General features: G+C 33.1%; 14 protein-coding genes. 1 reads left to right on the forward strand and 13 read right to left on the reverse strand.

The features are described 5' to 3' along the window. Nucleotides 1-11 precede the first annotated feature (11 nt). The 4 genes from Q0822_RS01850 to Q0822_RS01865 all read right to left on the reverse strand — a co-directional run bounded on the left by Q0822_RS01850 (nt 12) and on the right by Q0822_RS01865 (nt 7729). Nucleotides 12-1346: a TolC family protein gene (locus Q0822_RS01850; RefSeq protein ID WP_299119408.1), complete on the reverse strand. Its 1335-nt coding sequence runs from the start codon at nt 1344-1346 to the stop codon at nt 12-14. Continuing rightward, nucleotides 1333-4599 carry an efflux RND transporter permease subunit gene (locus Q0822_RS01855; protein ID WP_299119410.1) on the reverse strand — a complete coding sequence of 1089 codons (3267 nt, stop codon included), beginning with the start codon at nt 4597-4599 and terminating at the stop codon, nt 1333-1335. The genes Q0822_RS01850 and Q0822_RS01855 overlap by 14 nt, the downstream gene beginning before the upstream one ends. Before the next feature lie 3 nt (nt 4600-4602). Continuing rightward, nucleotides 4603-5751, reverse strand: coding sequence for an HlyD family efflux transporter periplasmic adaptor subunit (locus tag Q0822_RS01860; RefSeq protein ID WP_299119412.1), 1149 nt, complete (start codon nt 5749-5751; stop codon nt 4603-4605). Between the two features lie 67 nt (nt 5752-5818). Next, nucleotides 5819-7729, reverse strand: a complete 1911-nt coding sequence (locus Q0822_RS01865; RefSeq protein ID WP_299119415.1) for an ABC-F family ATP-binding cassette domain-containing protein — start codon at nt 7727-7729, stop codon at nt 5819-5821. A gap of 85 nt (nt 7730-7814) precedes the next feature. Between Q0822_RS01865 and Q0822_RS01870 the strand changes: the two genes are divergently transcribed. Next, nucleotides 7815-8186: a DUF983 domain-containing protein gene (locus Q0822_RS01870; RefSeq protein WP_299119418.1), complete on the forward strand. Its 372-nt coding sequence runs from the start codon at nt 7815-7817 to the stop codon at nt 8184-8186. 62 nt (nt 8187-8248) lie between these two features. On the opposite strand, the gene Q0822_RS01875 is transcribed toward Q0822_RS01870, so the two are convergent. From Q0822_RS01875 to Q0822_RS01915, 9 genes are all read right to left on the reverse strand, one after another. Next, complete coding sequence (locus tag Q0822_RS01875) at nt 8249-9292, reverse strand: FAD-dependent oxidoreductase (protein WP_299119421.1); 1044 nt, start codon at nt 9290-9292, stop codon at nt 8249-8251. A gap of 113 nt (nt 9293-9405) precedes the next feature. After that, a complete protein-coding gene (gldN, locus tag Q0822_RS01880; protein ID WP_299119423.1) occupies nt 9406-10314 on the reverse strand; it encodes a gliding motility protein GldN in 909 nt (302 codons plus the stop codon). A gap of 63 nt (nt 10315-10377) precedes the next feature. Beyond that, the gene (gene gldM, locus Q0822_RS01885; RefSeq protein WP_299119426.1) at nt 10378-11946 is read right to left on the reverse strand and encodes a gliding motility protein GldM; all 1569 of its coding nucleotides are present in this window, start codon (nt 11944-11946) and stop codon (nt 10378-10380) included. A gap of 51 nt (nt 11947-11997) precedes the next feature. Next, nucleotides 11998-12627 (reverse strand): gliding motility protein GldL, encoded by a 630-nt coding sequence (gldL, locus tag Q0822_RS01890; protein ID WP_299119428.1) that lies wholly within the window; start codon nt 12625-12627, stop codon nt 11998-12000. A gap of 81 nt (nt 12628-12708) precedes the next feature. Next, nucleotides 12709-14061, reverse strand: a complete 1353-nt coding sequence (gene gldK / locus Q0822_RS01895; protein ID WP_299119431.1) for a gliding motility lipoprotein GldK — start codon at nt 14059-14061, stop codon at nt 12709-12711. Between the two features lie 159 nt (nt 14062-14220). After that, nucleotides 14221-15387 carry a formimidoylglutamase gene (locus tag Q0822_RS01900; RefSeq protein ID WP_299119433.1) on the reverse strand — a complete coding sequence of 389 codons (1167 nt, stop codon included), beginning with the start codon at nt 15385-15387 and terminating at the stop codon, nt 14221-14223. Nucleotides 15388-15393: 6 nt separating this feature from the next. Next, nucleotides 15394-17907, reverse strand: a complete 2514-nt coding sequence (topA, locus tag Q0822_RS01905) for a type I DNA topoisomerase (protein WP_299119435.1) — start codon at nt 17905-17907, stop codon at nt 15394-15396. A gap of 158 nt (nt 17908-18065) precedes the next feature. After that, a complete protein-coding gene (locus Q0822_RS01910) occupies nt 18066-18500 on the reverse strand; it encodes a hypothetical protein (protein ID WP_299119438.1) in 435 nt (144 codons plus the stop codon). 43 nt (nt 18501-18543) lie between these two features. Continuing rightward, nucleotides 18544-19341, reverse strand: coding sequence for a hypothetical protein (locus Q0822_RS01915; RefSeq protein WP_299119440.1), 798 nt, complete (start codon nt 19339-19341; stop codon nt 18544-18546). Nucleotides 19342-19421: the final 80 nt, after the last annotated feature.

Genomic DNA, 19421 nt, shown 5'->3' on the forward strand with positions numbered 1-19421 from the left:
ATGCTTTAATTTTAGAATTCAACATTCAGTAATTCTCCACTAATCTGAAGTACCTCTAACTCAGATAATTTGGCTTCAAACTTGGCTTGGTTTCTGCTTAGTTCTGCACTTAACAAATTAAGTTGTGCTTGTCTAAATTCAATAGAATTAACTTGACCAATCTTGAACTTTTCTTGAGTACGTTCAAAATTATTCTGCGCAGTTAAAATATTCTTTTCTTGAATGTCATAAATCTCTAATCTATTCATATAATTATCCCACGCATTATTAAAATCGCGCTCTATGTTAAGAAGAATATTTTCTTTTTGAAGTTTTTGAGTTTCAAGATTTATCTTGGCATTTCTTACTCTATTAATTGTTGATCCTCCATCAAATAAATTCCAGCTAAGATTTAAGCCACCTGACAAACCTGTATTTGTTGATGTAGCCACAAATGACGCCGCATTGTTATTATTTTTATTCCAACCGTATGAACCAGTTAAGCCAACTGCTGGCAAATAAGCAGATCTACCAGAACTAATATCTAGTTTACTAATTGCTATATTTTTTTCGGTTTGAAGCAAAGCAACATTTCGAGATTTTGCTTTTTCAAATAAGCTATCTTTTTGAAACTGTAGTGTAAATTGAACTTCTGTTTCAACATCAAAATCAGTGTTGTAAACTTCTCCAAGAACTAATTTTAAATCGCGCTTGGCATTTTTTAATTGCTGCTTGGTATTAATTATGTTAATACTGTCGTTGTTTATATCAACTTGAGCATTAAGGACTTCTAACTTTGTATTTTGACCATATTCAAATTGATATTCTGCACGTACCAATCTATCTTTTGTAACGTTGAGTGTTTCTTCTAATGTGTTTAAATTATCAGCTAATTGTGCCACATTATAATACACTGAAAATAGTTGTATTATAGTATTCTCAATGGTTTCTCTGGCTTGCAATTCTGATAATTGATATTGCTCTTTTAATCGCTTATAATTATAACGTCTCCCTAGACCGTCAAAAAGCATATAGTTAACATTTACACTAGCATTGTAACGTGAACTTTCTGCTCCATTTAAAATTGCGCTCGGTCTACTAGCATCTGAAAATTCTACTTCAGAATTATCTAGATTATAAGTTGCACCTGCGTTACCAGTAACTGTTGGTAAAAACCCTGTATTTAAAATACTTGTATTATTTTCTGCGACCGTTACCGCATTTTTCGCAATTTTTACGCCGTAGTTATTATCTAAGGCCAAAGCTACAGCCTGTTCTTTCGTTAATACTTCTTGTTGAGAAACCCCTTTAAAAGAAATACAGAACGTGAGGACTAAAACAATTATATTAAAACTATGCTTCTTCATTTCCTTGCGTTATAAAATGTTCTTTATTATACCTAATTCTGAGATTTTCTGATTTAATTTCTTCGTTCTTCTCTTTTATAGCGCGCTCTACTTCTTCTTTAGTAATTTCGTCTCCTGTAACTAGCCATTTAATATTCTTCTTTAAAAAGTTACTAAACGATAAGAAAATGGGCAGCACGATTAAAGTTAAAACCGTTGCGAAGCCAATTCCGTAAGCAATAGAAACTGCCATAGGAATTAAAAACTGTGCTTGTCTACTTTCTTCAAATATTAATGGCGCCAAACCTGCCACTGTGGTAATAGACGTTAAGAATATAGCTCTAAAACGAGATCGGCCAGCCTCATATAACGCATCATCAAATGCTAAGCCTTCTCTTAAATTACTATTGAATTTGCTTATAAGTACTAGTCCATCATTAACCATAATTCCTATAAGCGCTATGATCCCTAACATTGATAAAATATTTAAAGGAAAATCATGAATCCAATGTCCCCAAGCTACAGCTGGTAAACTAAGAGGAATCATTAATAATAAGAGCAAAGGTTGGCTATAGCTTCTAAAGGTAAAAGCAATAACAACATAGATTAGCATAAGCACCGTTAAACCAACAGGTGTTAATGAATTCATCAGTTTCACACGCTCTCTGTTTTGCCCTTCGTAGGATGGAGTTACTGTAGGGTATCTTGATAAAATCTCTGGCATAATATCATCTCTAATCTCTGCCATAATATCTGTAGCACTAGTCTTTTTTGTGTCTTTTATATCTGCAGACACTTGTATTTCTCTTCGACCCTCCAAATGATTAATTGCCACATCACCACGTGCAATACTATAAATTGCTATTTCTTTTAGAGGCACTTTTTGACCGTTTGGTGCCGTAATACGCATGTTATCTAAGTTGTTGATTGAAGAACGATTAGCTCTATCATAGCGCACCCACACTCTAATCTCATCTTGCCCTCTCTGAAAACGCTGCGCTTGTGCACCAAAAAATGCTGAGCGGACTTGTGTCATTACAGTTCTTAAATTTAGACCCAAAGCATAGGCACTTTCATTAAGCTCTAATCGAATTTCTTTTATTCCGGCAGGATCGTTATCTGTAACATCTTTGAGTAAGACGTTACTTTCTAGATTTTGTTTTAGCTCTGATTTAACTGCTTTTAATTCTGAAATATCGTTGCCTAATAGAGATACGGAAACTGGTAAACCCCCAAAATTACCACCACCACCATATACCAGACTCTCTATACCAATGACCGGACCCACACGTTCTCGCAATCGATTAGTAACCAAATCTGATGTAATTTCATTAGGTCGTTCTTCACCTGGCAATAAGTTAATAGTTAATGATGCTGAGGCAGAACCTGGTCCAACTCTTTTAATCATATTTTCAACGAGATGCTTATCATAGTCTTCACCTAGATATTCCTCATTAATTTCATTAGTTACTTCAATAGCTTTTGCCTCAATAAATGAAATAATGCTATCTGTTACCTTTTCATTAGTTCCATTCGGCATCTCAAGTGATACATCTATTCTATCACTTGCAATTCTTGGAAAAAATGCACCTCTAATTATTCCTCCTTGAAAACTCGCATTGGTTAACATAAAGAACACTATGAAAAACGAAATAGTCAAGAATTTATAATTTAATGCAAAACGCAATGTTGGACTATACATATTGTCACGTAACCAACGCATTATAAAATCACCGAATTTATTGATGTATCTTAATTTTGAGAACACCTTCTGAAACACATTTTGTTTTTGATCAGGATTTTGCGCTCTTAAAGCCTTAGAATGTGCTAAATGTGCTGGTAATATAATCAATGCTTCTACTAAAGAAACAAGTAGTGTTAACATTACAACTACCGAAACTTCACCAAAAAATTCACCTATTCGTCCATCTAAAAATAAGAAAATACCAAATGCTAATATTGTAGTTAATATAGCCGAGACAATAGCTGGAAGTACTTCCATTACACCATCTATTGCAGCTTCTTCAGGTGATTTTCCTTTTTCGTAATGTTGATAAATATTTTCAGCAATAACAATACCATCATCTACAAGAATACCAATAACAATTATCATCCCAAAAAGAGATAATACATTTATGGTAACATTAAAATATCCGGCAAACATAAACATTCCAAAGAATGCAACTGGCAGACCAAATGCCACCCAAAATGCTAATCGTGTATTTAAGAATAATGACAAAAATAGAAGAACTAATATCATTCCAATAATCGCATTCTCTGTAAGCAAAGCAGTACGTTGCACTAACGTAGTTGATAAATCTCTTACAACATTGAGTTGAACATTATCATATTTTTGATTAAATTCTTCAATATAGGCTTTTGTTTTATCTGCCGACGTGATTAAATCTTCAGTATTTGTACTCGTAATTGTGACATTAATAGATAAGTCTCCATTAAAGTAATTAGAATTAGGAGTTTCTGAAAACTGATCTCTTACTTCAGCTATATCTTTAAGTTGAATGGTACGACCAGTTGCATCAGCTTTTACAACTAAATTTGATAACTCATCTGCATAATATGACCTTGAGTTAGCCCTAATAAGATATTCTTCCGCATCGGTTTTAATAGTTCCACCAGTAGTAATAAGACTAGATTCATTTATAGCTTGTGCAACTTCAGAAAAAGTTAAATTGTAGGCTAATAAATTAGTTTCATTTAAAGCTATTTCAATTTCTTCATCTGGATATCCCGTTATTTGAATTTGTGAAATTCCATCAATACCTCTGAGGTCATTTTCAACCTGCCTCCCTATTTGCTTTAAAGTTGTCAATGGTATTTTAGAACCACTTATGGCAAAAGTAATAGTCGGTCTTAAAGCTTCTTGCTTTGCGACAATTAAAGGTTCCATACCAACAGGAAACGTAGGTACTCGATCCACAGCGTTCTTGACTTCGAGAAGCATAAAATCGATATCCTTCCCTTTCTCGATTTCAACATTTATATTTCCGCTGTTCTCTCTAGATGTAGATGTAACACGTTCTACACCATTTAAACCTTTGAGATTATCTTCTATTTTTAGAATTATACCTTCTTCAACTTCTTGAGGTGAAGCACCAGGATACGTAACATTAATGCTAATGTTCTTAGAATCTATTAAAGGAAAAAATGAAGATTTAAGATTTTTTGCTCCAAAGAAACCAAAAACAACAAAGGTCAAAACAACAACATTAACAGCAACACTATGTCTGATAAAAAAAGCAATTAGTTTTCTCATCGTTTAATTTGCTTTTTTAGACGATTCGGTATTTGCTTTGTCAGTAACTCTGAAAGGTTTGACCAACATACCTGCATAAGCTCCAGGAATTGGTTTAGATACCATAACGGTTCCATCGGGCACGTTCTTTAGTACAACTTTAGTATCAGAAAAATAAACAGGATTGACGTCAATCACATCTAAAATACTATCTCTAACAATAAAGATTTGATCGCCTTCTAGCACCAAACTTCTATTAACCTCAATCGCATTAGTTTCTTGTTTTGCATTAAGATTAGCTTCTAAATACATACCTTCTTTAAGTGTTTTATTTTCGACCTCTATGTATGCTGTAATAGTTTGTGTCGTTGCATCTATACTTCCATTAACACGAGATACTTTACCAGAATAAGTTTCTGTATTATCTAGATTTTTCAAAACTACTTTTTCGCCTACTCTTAATAGACTCGCGTAGTTTTTACCTAAAGCCACTTCCATTTCGTAAATAGATGGATCTATGTATTCGCCTAATTTTTGGCCACTTCTTATTAAGGAACCTTCTGTAACTAAAGCTTCAGTTAATATTCCGGGAAATGGTGCTTTAATATTGTATTTACCTAAGCGTTGTTCTAGATTCTTTACATTATAATAGTTTGAAACAATACCTCGACCTGTAATGAAATAATTTTCTTTTTCAGAAGTCATTTCGGGTAACTTAGGTGTTGTCTTATTTAAATCAAAACCACTAAGATATGTTTGCCATTTTTGAAAGATTTCAGGAAAATCTAATCGCAAATCTGGCATTATAGCAGCGATAGAATTATACAAATTACTCTTAGAAGATTGTACACTCGCATAATATTCTGAAGCATCAATACGAATCAGATTCTCACCTTTTCGATATTCTTGTCCTGGTTTAAAGAGTTTACCGCTCGTTTTGAAAACACCTTGAACTTCAGCATATAATTCTACTCGTCGCTGTGCAACTAAACTTCCATTTGCAGGAATTACAATCTGAACTGTTGAGTTTTGAACTGTATCCGTAAAGACCGTCTTTACGACTTTGGCTGGTGCTGGTCTTTTGTTTTTCTTGTTTTCGGCAATAGATTGACTTAGAAAATAAGCACCAACTATTAGAAGTATTCCTAATATAGAAAGAATAATTTTACGCATTGTGGGTATTGATGGTTGTTAAACCGCAAATTTACCCATAACTGAATGCTTTGCCGTTAAAATAATCTTAATTGTTAATGGTGTCTAATTGTTCTTGTACAGACTCCCAATCTTCCAATAATTGTTCTAATGAGTTTTTCTTGGATTGATAAGCATCAAAAAACTTAGGATTAGAAGCTGTTTTATCATAATCTGTCGCCAACTTTAAATCATCAGACTTAATATCCTTTTCTAGCTGGTTAATTTTAGATTCTATATTACTCAATTTGTTGTTTAAAGACTTTAATCTCTTTTGGTCCTCGTAACTCTGCTTGTTACTTTCTTTCGGCTTGTTTGCAATGACAGTTCGTTTTTCTGCTTCTCTTAAGTTTTCGATATTACGTTGTTCTAAATAGAAGTCAATATCGCCTAAATACTCTCTAATATTCTGATCTTTAAATTCGTAAACAGTATCTGTTAGACCCTGAAGAAAATCTCTGTCATGAGATACGAGAATTAATGTGCCTTTAAACTTTTTTAAAGCATCCTTCAACACATTTTTAGACTTTATATCTAGGTGATTTGTAGGCTCATCCATGATGAGTACATTTAGAGGTTGCAATAATAACTTTGCCAAGGCTAATCGATTTCGCTCTCCACCAGAAAGTACTCTCACATATTTTTCTGCTTCTTCTCCTCTAAATAAAAAAGAGCCTAATATATCTCTAACTTTACTTCTATTAGTTTCGTTAGCAGCATCAATCATAGTATCTAAAACAGTCTTGTTTCCATCTAAATACTCTGCCTGATTTTGAGCAAAATAACCAATTTGTACATTATGCCCTAGTTTCAAACTTCCTTGGTGCTCAATTTCACCGACTATGATTTTTGCTAAGGTGGATTTACCTTGACCATTCTGCCCTACAAATGCAGTTTTAGTGTCTCTTGCAATTGCTAAATTTACATTGTGTAAGACTTGCAAGTCATCATAATTTTTAGAGACGTTTTCGACTTCAACAACTACTTTGCCCGGTGTGATTGACACAGGGAAATTTAATGACATCACACTATTATCATCTTCATCGACTTCAATTCTATCGATCTTATCTAATTTTTTAATTAGAGATTGTGCCATGGTAGCCTTAGACGCTTTAGCTCTAAACTTTTCAATTAGCTTTTCTGTTTGCTGAATCTGTTTTTCTTGATTTTTTTGAGCTGCCAACTGTTGAACTTTCATTTCTTTTCGCAGTGCCAAAAATTTAGTATACGGTTTATTGTAATCGTAGATTCGTCCTAAAGAAATTTCAATAGTTCGATTAGTAACATTATCTAGAAACATTTTATCATGTGAAACAATAACTACAGCTCCACCATAATTTTTTAAGAAGTTTTCTAACCATATAATAGACTCTATATCTAAGTGGTTAGTTGGCTCATCTAATAACAACAAATCATTATTTTGAAGTAGAAGTTTTGCCAACTCTATTCGCATTCTCCAACCCCCTGAGAAGGTGTCTGTAAGCTTATCAAAATCTTCACGTTGGAAGCCTAATCCTTGAAGTATTTTTTCAGTTTCCCCTTGATAATTATAACCCCCTAAAATTTCGTATTGATGCTGAATATCATTTAAATCTATCATCAATTGATGATAAGAGTCACTTTCATAATCCTTACGCTCTGCTAATTGGGTATTTATATGTTCTAACTTAGTTTCACATGCTTTAATTTCTTTAAAAGCTTCATAGGACTCTTCTAAAACTGTTTTTCCAAAATCGAAGTCGATATCTTGTTTAAGAAATCCAATTTTTAAATCCTTATCTGCTGCAATTTGCCCAGAATCTGCTTCTTGCTCCTTAGATAAAATTCTAAGCATAGTAGATTTACCAGCTCCATTTTTTCCTATTAAACCAATGCGATCGCCAAGACCTAACTTAAAGGTAATCTCTTCGAAAAGATATTCTCCTTGAAATGAAATGGAAAGATTATGGATATTGAGCATATAAGTGATATAAGTTACAGAACATCAATTCTAAAAAAGTATCTTTGCTCTTTATTTTAAAAGTGCAAAAGTAAGCTATTATAGTATGATAAAAAAAGGAATGAAATTGTATAGCATTTTGTTTGGAGCTTGTCCGAAATGCCATCAGGAATCAATGTACACAAATAAAAATCCTTATGCACTTCCAGATACTTTAAGAATGAATGAAAAATGCTCTCATTGTAATCTTAAATACCAAATAGAGCCTTCTTTTTTCTATGGCTCTATGTACGTAAGCTATGGTGTCGGAATTGCTTTTGCAGTTGCTGCTTTTGTTATTAGCTATTTAATTTTTGAATCCTCACCAACTTCAGCTTTTATTGCTATTATAATTACTTTAATTGGGTTTATGCCAATTATCATGAGGTTAGCTAGAAATATTTGGATCAATCTATTCGTTAAATATAACCCATCCTAGTCTACCTAAAGAAAACGAAGAAATGCTTTCTAATATTCACATAAAATTTCTTGTTCTCTGAACTAAATAAATCGGTTTATATCAATTTCTGAGTCTAATATTTTATCATTTTCAATGAACTTGAAAAGCTTGTCTGCAACATAAGGTGCAATCATGACTCCTCTTGTTCCCAGGCCGTTTAACACATAAAGATTTTCATGTTTTGTATGCCTGCCAATTAAAGGTCTTCTATCTTTAACAGTTGGTCTGATGCCTGCGACATGATTTATAACTTCAAAATCACATTTTACAAATGTTCTTAGTTTTGAAAGTAGTTCTTCTTTTGCTGTTGCTGTAGGTGCACTTGATTTATCTTCATTGTTGTATGTAGAACCTACATTATATAAATCTTCACCGAGTGGAATAACAAATACTGATGATTTAATGGCGTATTCAATTTTTAAGTCTGGTGCTTTTATAGTCAAAATTTCACCTTTTGATCCTGTTAGAGGAATGTGGCTAAAAAATGGATTCTTCTTAACGCCAAAACCTTCAGCAAACACTATTTGTTTAGTCCTAAAATTATCATATCGAATTATAGATTTTTCTAATTGAATATTAATATGTTGAAAAGTCGCATCTTTCAGAAAACCCTTCTTTCTTAATAAATTTTTGTAACCAGAAATTAGTGTTTCGGTATCTACACGACCAGCATGCAACACTTCACCATATCCAAAAGGTGCATCAATTTGAGGATTTTTATTCTTAATTAATTGTGTTGAAAGAAATGCTTCTAGACTTGGTTTGTCTGATGCTGTAAACCATTTATTCTGCTCTTGTATTGAGTTAAGCCTTCTTAAAATTCTAAGCTTATAATCAAACTTAATGTTTAGCTCTTTTTCAATCTTTACATAAAGTGGAAGAGCAAGTGCTAATTGTTCCTTGGCTTTCCAAACTTCTGAAAAACGTTTTAATATTACTGGATTATATAATCCTGCCGCAACTATAGAAGACTTCTGCGAATTATCATCAAATACTACAAAAGATTTATTATGTGCTCTCAATTGTTCACAAAAGGCTATGCTCGCTAATCCACAACCTACAATAATATAATCTACTTCTTTCATTGTGGTAAAAATAACATATGATTAGACACGCTCAGCATGAGAATAGAACTAAATTAAACAAAAAAACGCTCACTTTTAAAGTGAGCGTTTCTATTTCTATCGATGTGTGTTAACTAGTAACTCCACATGTCTTGTTCAAAGTTTCTAATTTTATCTTTGATACGTTCTGATTCTAAAAGTTGCATTAAAGCGTTTTCAGCTACATACTCTTTTACCTCTCTATCACCATAAACATTTTCTTCTTTGTAGATTATTCCACCAAAGCGTCTGCTGTTTAATAAGTGATCAAAAGATAATGGTACTGCACTGTTTTTGTCATTAAATGCTTTAGCCTCATGCATAATATCTCTTACTTCTGGATAGAATACCCAAAACATAGGAATAGGCTCACTATTGGCGTCATCTTCAGAATCAATAAAGTTAACATCTGGTGCTGCAGGAGCAATACCCAAAATACGGTATTTTAATTCTCCTTGACGCTTATCAAAATACCAAAGACCTTTAATAAGAAATGAATTAATGTCAGCAGCTCCGATTTCTCTTCTGATAACATACTCTTCTGGTATCTCATCTTCACTCACACCGTTTTCATTCATATAGTCAATACCAGCATCAGTAATTTTAGTCATAGTTAAAGATGGCTTCAAATCTTCAAGAGTACGTTCTTCTGTAAAATACGAATCACCATACACCTTAGGTATCATACCGCTTTTAATGTTATCCATTAATACTTGGTACAACGATTTTCTGTCATCTCCTAAGTTATTCTCAATTGGAAAATACAAAGGAAAATTAACACGCTCATCTAGAACCACTTTTTCCCAGATCATTTTAGAAAATAAGATATCTCTATCTCCAACATAACCGTATTCTAATGGTTTGTCGTTATCTAGAAGTAGTTGTGCTTCTGTTTTCATGCCAATCTCTTCTGGTATTTTAGCATTAAGGACATTAGCCTGTGCAAACATGGTATTGGTTGCAAAAAGAGCCAGTCCGACATATATAAAGCTTTTAAATTTCATCTTATCTTAATTTTAATTTGGGATATTATATTACTAACGTATTTCTTATACGAAAATTATAGGTTAATTAGTTACTTCAACAATAACTGGCGATACATTTTTTAGTCTGTATGATGCGTTATTTGTTATTTTTGCCTTGATATCGAAAATAGTGATATTGTCTCCTCTACGTGCTTTTTTAATAGCTGCTTTGGCTTGACTATTCATTTTAGTACCAGCAACATTTACAGTTGGTTGTCCTGGAACTTTAATTTTGAATGACGTTACACCAATTGGTAAATCGAATACAAAATCATTTAATTCTGCACCAACAGTACCTATCTCAACATTACGCTTTGGTAATTTTACCACACCACTCTGTTTAGCAATTGTACCCGTAGGAGCTGGAATATCTTTAATTCTAAAAGTCTTTTTATCACTTGCTCTTGAACCATCATCTAGAGTAGCAGTAACATTAATAGTCACTTCTCTACCAGAACTTGGATTCATTACGTATTTACCTTTTCCTAAATCTTTAAGTCCAGTTGCGTTTGCTTTCACCTTATTATCTGGTACGCCAGCAAAAGAAATAGTCATTGGGTTTGATACACCACGATAAACAACATTCATCTTATCTGCTGAAATAGTAGCAGAATTTGGTCTTGGTACTACAACATAGTTTCCAATAATTGGAATATCTAACGGCTTACCATCTTCTAAGAAAGTAAATTTACCTTCAATATTATGCTCACCAACATTTCCAACATTAAAATCTAATTTTGCTGCACCAGTAGAATCAATAGCATTGGTTAAATCAATTTCTTGTCCCCCAACAGTTAATTTTGTTGGTGTTACATTAGCATACTTTCCTAATACTACTCTACCTTGGAATTTTTCACCTGCAAAAAATGCAGATTTGTCTGCCAATACGATAGCCTGGTATTTCTTTAAAGAAGTAGCGTCACTAACAAGATTTCCTAAAAATCCGTTATAAATATTAGTTTCAGTAGCTTTAACATCATTTTGCATAGCTGTTAATTTTGTATATGATGCAATTGCAGGAAATCCTTGGAAATGATAATCTAACCATTTCTTTTCTTTTCCTTCATTATTTTCTACTAATCCAGTATTAAAACGTTTTTCAATACTTGCAATAACTGGAAGCCATTTACCTTCATTTGGTATTACAGCTTTTAAGTCATTTTTAAATTTATCGATTCTTGCAACGATTTCATCACCTCTTTTAGTAAGACGATCTCCAGTAAACCAAAGCTCATCTAACTTATCACCTTTATCCATTTCTTCATAAGGTAACTTTCCATCTTCTAACTCATATTGTCCATTTTTCACAATATCGTTAGCTTTTACATTTTCTAAGAATTTATAAAAATCATCAGAAATAATGCTTATTTGTTTGGCCTTTTCATTTGCAGCTGCAAACTCCTCAGGCTTTTCTTCAGCTTGTGTACTTAATTGAGTAAGAATACCTTCATTTGAAGCAGACGCTAATTCATTCGCCCCTACAAATTTAGCATTCATTAAACCAAATGCCGATAAAACTTCTTTCGACATGGTCATTGCAATCATAGCAATAAATACCAAGTACATTAAGTTAATCATTTTCTGCCTTGCAGATAATTTTCCTCCTGCCATTTTAATTTAGTTTTTAAATGTTAATTAATAAATCTCGATTATAAAAACCAATTAGTTTTTGTTCATTGCAGATAACATACCACCATATACACCATTTAATGATGAAAGGTTAGATGCTAAGGATTGCATTTGCTCTTTTAATTTAGTAGCATTTTCAACAGCCTCTTCATTTATAGCTGCTTGACGATTTGCACTTTCCATTTGTACTTTATACAAACTATTTAAAGATTCCATTTGCGCTGCAGCTAATGATAATTCTTCGCTATATTTCTTTTGAGCTGTCATTGAATCCACAGTTGGTGAAATTCCTCTTGCTGCTCCTTCAAAATTTTTGATACTTGTGCCTAAGCTAGCCATAAGTTCTCCATCAATTTTAGCTTCTTTTAATAAACCATCTAATTTCTTAGACAATAAACCTTCAGCATCTTTTGGCTCTTCTTTTTTCTTTTTACCTGAAGTCTGTCCGCCAGCTAATTCAGGGTATACTAATGACCAATCTAAGTCATCTCCTTGTTTTTCAAAGGCTGAAATTGTAAATACAATTGCTTCTACAATCATACCAATAGTAAGTATAAGTGATCCGTAAGGCCAATGCTGAATCTTGAATAATGCGCCAATAATTACAATTGCCGCTCCAAGTCCATAGACCATGTTCATTGATGATAATTTCTTCTGTGCCATAATTTGTTTAGTTTTAAGTTTAAGTTAATGGATGTAACTTAAGTAGGTTAATTTAATTTGGTTATTATTTATTTTTATTTTTTAATTCGTTGCTGCATTTTTAGTGACTTCAGTTCCCATGTAATCCTGAACTGTTCTAAAGCCAATATAACTTCTTGCAGAATCTGCATATTCATAATCTCTTGAGCTTACTTGTAAGAAATAAGCAACATCTTTCCAAGAACCACCTCTTACCACTTTACGAGTGTTATCAGGATCGTTTACATTTGGATTTATTGATGAAGAATATTCATATGATGCAGGATCGTAAGAACCGTTTACCCATTCTGAAACGTTACCTGCCATATTATATAGATTAAAATCATTTGGATCGTAAGCATCTGCTTCTACAGTATATAAAGCCTGATCTGCTGCATAATCACCTCTTAATGGTTTAAAGTTAGCCATAAAACAACCTCTGTCGTTTTTAGTGTAAGGTCCACCCCAAGGATATGTTGCTCCTTGTAGTCCACCACGTGCTGCATACTCCCATTCTGCTTCAGATGGCAATCTATATGAGTTAACAGGTTGTTTACCTTTGCTTCTTTGGTAACCGTTATGGTTTAAAGTTCTCCACTGACAAAAAGCTTGAGCTTGTTTCCAAGAAACGCCAACTACTGGATAATTTCCATAAGCATCGTGCCAGAAATAATCATTGTGCATTGGCTCATTATATGAGTATGCAAAATCTCGAATCCATGCTGTTGTATCTGGATATACCTCTACTTCTTGCTGAATTACAACTTCAGAACGTTTAAGATTTCTGTTTCTAGCTGCTTTTTGGATATCCATATAAGTATATTGGAACTTAAATTGCTTAACATCCCAAGTACGTTGACCATTATATGATTCTTCAAGAGGTAAATACATACCATCCATCACTTCAGCATATAATTCGTCTGGGTAATCATCAGTATCGAAATATAAATCTGCATCACGATTAATTTTTCTTTGCTCATTACCATATGTATTTTGCATATAGCTTTCGTAAGCGTTAAGGTCTTCGGGATTTGCATCTTTATATGCAAATTCTCCAATGTCTCCATTACCAGGAGTCTTACCTTCTAAATCAGCCATTTCAGCTAACTTTAATCTTAGAACGGAATCTCTTACCCATTCTACAAATTGACGATACTCACTGTTTGTAATTTCTGTTTCGTCCATATAAAATGCACGTACAGTAGCGGTTTTTGTGGGTGCATCTTGCACACCAGCTAAGTCATCATCAGATTTACCCATAATAAAAGCTCCACCAGGAACTAAAGTCATTCCATAGGGTTTTTCTGGATGCCACGATTTTCCTTTTACACCTACCAATTGTCCACGGTCTCCAGAATTACAGCTGGCAACCAAAACTAGTACTGCGGTTAGTAAAATAAACTTTTTAATATTCATAGTAACTCGAGGTTAAATTAGTCATAATTAATTTTGAGGTCGTAAACATATTTATATATTTTCGAATAAACAACTTTTTTTACAATTTTTTTGCATTTCGTCCTAAAAATAAGCAGTTCATCGATGAAAAAAGGGTTGATAATCGATAAAACGTTCATTTTAGAAGCTATTCTTCCTGTAGGCTTTATACCAACGTTCTGGTATTTCACCTTGAGTTGCGCGTACATAATCGGCATGCATGCAAGGTAATAACGTATGCTTCTTTAATTTATTATTAACATCTGGTAAAAATGGTATCTCAATCCACCATCTACCAGTTTTTAAACTTTTATAGAAGGTAAGATCATCTTCTTCTACCAAAACATTATATTTTTGATAATGCTTTTCGTTTAAAAAATCGTCATCCTTTACTCTGCAATTTACCCCTTCCACAAAATACCATATCATTTGCGCCACCAACATAGAAGTTGCACTGTCATTTTTTGAATTATGGTATTCATATATTCCAAAAGAAGATACTTTATTGCTTATACCAGCATATCTACCAATAGCACATATCTCTTTACCAGAAAATCCATTAGGTGAATATTTTTGATTATCACTAACCTCTGCCGCTCTCACCGACTTTAAATCTACTGATACTATATGTGCATCTCGCATAAGCGGCTCTACCATATTAATGTCACTAGAAATTTCTCCTAAGCGATAAGCCTCAAAATACAACTTTTCTATGAGATCTATTTCTTCTTGGGAGTTAAAATAGGTTTGATAACCTATAGTAGAGTAATTAAACAGATTGTAAGGTTCTTCTACAATCACTTTACCAACATAACTGTTGTTCTTAATAGGGAGGTTAGCATCACCCAAATCAAAATTAGTATCAACATTTACAATATTCACCATAGGTAATACTGAATCGTATGCTCTGTAATTAGCATATGTTAAGTCTTGACTTCCGCCTAAAATAATAGGAATAATATCCTTTTCTACTAAAACTGTAATTGCTGTTCTTAAAGCAAAGTATGTATCCTCTACAGTTTCACCTGGTTCAATATCACCTAAATCAGCGATTGAGGTATACCAATTTCCAGGAAATAAAGTGTATAATGTTTTTCTTATTGAGTCGAAGCTTATTTCTGCACCTATATAATTGACATCATTTCTGTTCTCTTTAACTCCAATGATTACAATTTGCACACCTTCTAAGTCTGGAATGCCTTTTTGATGCGAATGAATTTTAATCTTTTTTCCAAGTGCTTGTTGTGCTATGAGTTCGTTATGAGCTAAAACTGCATCAGAGACAGGCGAAAGGAAATTAAAATTCATAATGTATTACTTCTTTTTGGTGGTCGTTTTTTTCTTTGTGGTTTTCTTTCTGGTAGTTTTCTTCTTAGGCGCATTCTTTTCAAGTAGTGCTTGCGCTTTTTCTAATGTCATTTTACTAACATCTACTGTTTTTGCCAATTCTACTTTTTGCTTGCCTTTTATAATATTGTGTCTTCCCCATCTTGCTTTCTCAACTCGAATACCTTCATCTTCCCAGTTATGGATAACCTTATCTATTTCTTTTTGAATCTTTTCTTCTATCAAGGTTACAATATCTTCCTCAGATAAATTATCCCAATCATACTTCTTATTTACATTGATAAACATGTTGTTCCATTTAATAAATGGCCCAAAACGTCCTTTTCCTTTAGTAACTTCTATATCCTTATATATATATATAGGAGCATCTGCTTTTTCTTTCTCCTTAATATATATGATAGCCTCATCTAATTCTACACTTAATGGATCTACTCCTTTTGGAAGCGAAACAAACTTTTTACCAAAACGTACATAAGGTCCAAAACGTCCATTATTAACTTCTACCTCATCATCCTTATAATGTCCTAAAGCTTTTGGCAACTTAAATAAGTCCATTGCCTCTTCAAATGTTATTGAGTTTAATTGCTGGTCTGGTGATAAACTTGCAAACTTGGGTTTCTCTTCATCATCCATAGTACCAACTTGTACCATTGGCCCAAATTTACCTAAACGCACACTGACTTGACGACCAGTTTTTGGATCCTCTCCAAGAATACGTTCTCCAGATTCGCGTTCGGCATTTTCTTTTACATCTTCAACTTGTGGATGGAAGCCTTTATAAAAATCCTTCATCATTTCTCGCCAATCTTCTTTGCCTTCAGCTATATCATCAAATTTATCTTCTACTTTAGCTGTGAAGTTATAATCCAAAATACTTTCAAAATGATTCACTAAGAAATCGGTAACAATAATACCTATGTCTGTCGGTACAAGTTTACCTTTATTAGAGCCTGTTTTTTCAGATAGTTCATTTTGTTTTATATCACCTTTTTCAAAGACTAATTGCTTGTATCCTCTTTCTTCTCCTTCATGACTTCCTTTTTCAACATAATTTCTATTTTGAATAGTCGATATGGTTGGTGCGTATGTTGACGGTCTACCAATACCTAGTTCTTCTAATTGTTTCACCAATGAGGCTTCAGTATATCTTGCAGGTGGTCTGGTAAAACGTTGCGTTGCTGTAATGTACTTATTCTCGAGTATTTCACCGATTTTTAAATCTGGTAAAATCCCTTCTTGTTCTGTATCTTCATCATCTGTACCTTCTAAATATACTTTAAGAAAACCATCAAAAGTTATAATTTCACCATTTGCAGTAAACTGATCGCTAACCTTATTATTAGCATCAATAGTTATTTTAAGATTTGTACGCTCTAATTTTGCATCGCTCATTTGAGAAGCGATAGCGCGTTTCCAAATCAAATCGTATAATCTCGCTTGGTCGCGTTCTGCATTTACTGTATGATTAGCAAAATCTGTTGGTCTTATAGCTTCATGAGCTTCTTGTGCTCCTTTAGACTTTCCTTTATAACTCTTCGGATTACTATATTCTGAACCAAATGCTGAAATGATTTCATTTTCAGCACCTTTTTTAGCCTCTTCAGAAAGATTAACACTATCTGTTCTCATATAAGTAATTAAACCCGCTTCGTACAAACGTTGTGCGTTACTCATAGTTCTACTTACAGAAAATCCTAGTTTACGTGATGCTTCTTGTTGAAGCGTAGATGTTGTAAATGGAGCTGCAGCTGATTTTTTAGCAGGTTTCTTTTGCAGATCTGAAACCTTATAAGTTGCACCTATATTATCGTTTAGAAATTGAAGGGCTTCTTTTTCAGAATTGAAATTCTTCGGCAATTTAGCTTTAAATGAATTTCCATCTTCATTAGAAAATTCCGCATCAACTCTATATGAGGCTTTGGCTTCAAAATTGTCTATAGCTCTTTCGCGTTCTACGATTAAACGTACAGAAACCGATTGTACTCTACCAGCAGATAACCCACCTTTAACTTTTCTCCATAATACAGGCGATAATTCGTAACCTACTATACGGTCTAAAACACGTCTAGCTTGCTGAGCATCTACCAAGTTATAATCTATACTTCTTGGGTTTTCGATCGCCTTATTGATGGCGCTTTTTGTAATCTCGTGGAATACAATTCGCTTTGTTTTTTCTTTATCAAGTTTTAAAGTTTCTGCCAAGTGCCATGCTATTGCTTCACCCTCTCGATCCTCATCACTTGCTAACCAAACCATATCCGCTTTTTTAGCTAAATCCTTTAGCCTTTTAACTACATCCTTCTTGTCTTTAGAGACTTGATACTTTGGCATAAAATCTCCTTCAACATCCACTCCTAATTCTTTAGAAGGTAGATCTGCAATGTGCCCAAAACTGGACTCCACTTTATAATCTTTTCCTAAAAATTTCTCAATGGTTTTAGCTTTTGCTGGTGACTCAACTATAACTAGATTCTTCGGCATTCTTTCTTTTTTTGAGGTTACAAATGTATATGAAAATTAAGTTACAATCCTAATTTGGTCTTAAATACGATACATTTAGTCGTGATTTTAAGGCTGTAATAAACAGAAAGAGCCTTACAAAAAGTAAGACTCTAACTAATTTTAAAAAATTTTATTTTCTAATATGAATAGGTTAATGATTCTGGAAAATCTTCAATATTTAATAGTATTTCATTCGCTCCTTCTATTCTAAGAGGTGTTAGATCGAATGATTGTTCTTTATTAAAAACTGCCAAACAAGCTTCATTATTAACCAAGGATAGTTTTAAATATCTCTGTGGAGGCAAGGACTCTGCTATATCTTCAGAATCTACCAAAGTTAATATCCAAGTACTGCCATCACAGCCACTTGAAGAGATATTCACAAGCAAACAGTCATCACTTATGTCTGCGCTAATCAAACTATAAAAAGCAGATTCTACAGTTTGGTATGTTGAATTATCTACAACCACTAAATCATCGCAGTTACTTGTTACAAGATCATCTTCGTTACATTGAAAATTCATTAATAACAAACCAAGCATTGAAAACGCTACTATTTTCCTGAAATTCATAAGGCTCTTTTATAATAAGATGTAAAAATCTAAAAAGGTTGCGCTAGAATGTTGAATTTTCTTCAATCTGTAGTGTATCAGTTTCATCATCAAAACCAACAACATCTCTGTAAATAAGATATGGAGGTAAAAATGTAAAAGACATAGTAACATATATACCTACAAAGCACATTAACATGCCTACAATACCAGCTAAGAAACCTGAAACTATCATCAAACCAAATGTTAAAAGCCATTTTCTATTGCCAAGATCAAAGCTTAATTTTATAATTTCTGAGACCGATTTATCCGGATTAAAAGCATAGACTACAAACATATAAGTCAATGGTACAAAAGCATATATTAAGGGCAAGAAACATAATAAGGCGGCAATAAGAGTTATACCTACATATGCTAAACCTAATTTAATAGTTTTCCCTAGATAATGTTTTTTAAAGAAATAAAAATAATCTTCTTTTCCCATTTGTTCTAAATCTTTCAACTTACATATTCTATAAAATCCAGCTTTCAGTCCCATTCCTAAAGCACTCATTGCCGCCATCAAGAATATATATAAAACGAACATAGAAATTGCTGCAATTGGGCTTAAGTCTGGCTGCGAGTAGGAGTTATAAGACCCATAATAATCATAAGAACTAGTATACGTATCTGCTAGCCCTAATACTAATAAAGGTATATACACAATCATTACTATTGGTATAGCTAAAACCATATTAAGTAATATAGTTACCAAACCATTTACCCAAGTTTTCTTAAATAATTCAATAGATTCATTAAATATGTTTCCGAAATCTAAATCTTTAGCATTTTGAATACGGCGTTGAATTTCTGTGATGTTCATGTTTGATAATTTTGGTTAGTACTTCAAAAGAAATCTTTTTTTATCAGATATTCAAAATTAAATAATTAAAACTGCCACTT

This window comes from uncultured Winogradskyella sp. (assembly GCF_947496485.1).
Lineage (GTDB): Bacteria > Bacteroidota > Bacteroidia > Flavobacteriales > Flavobacteriaceae > Winogradskyella.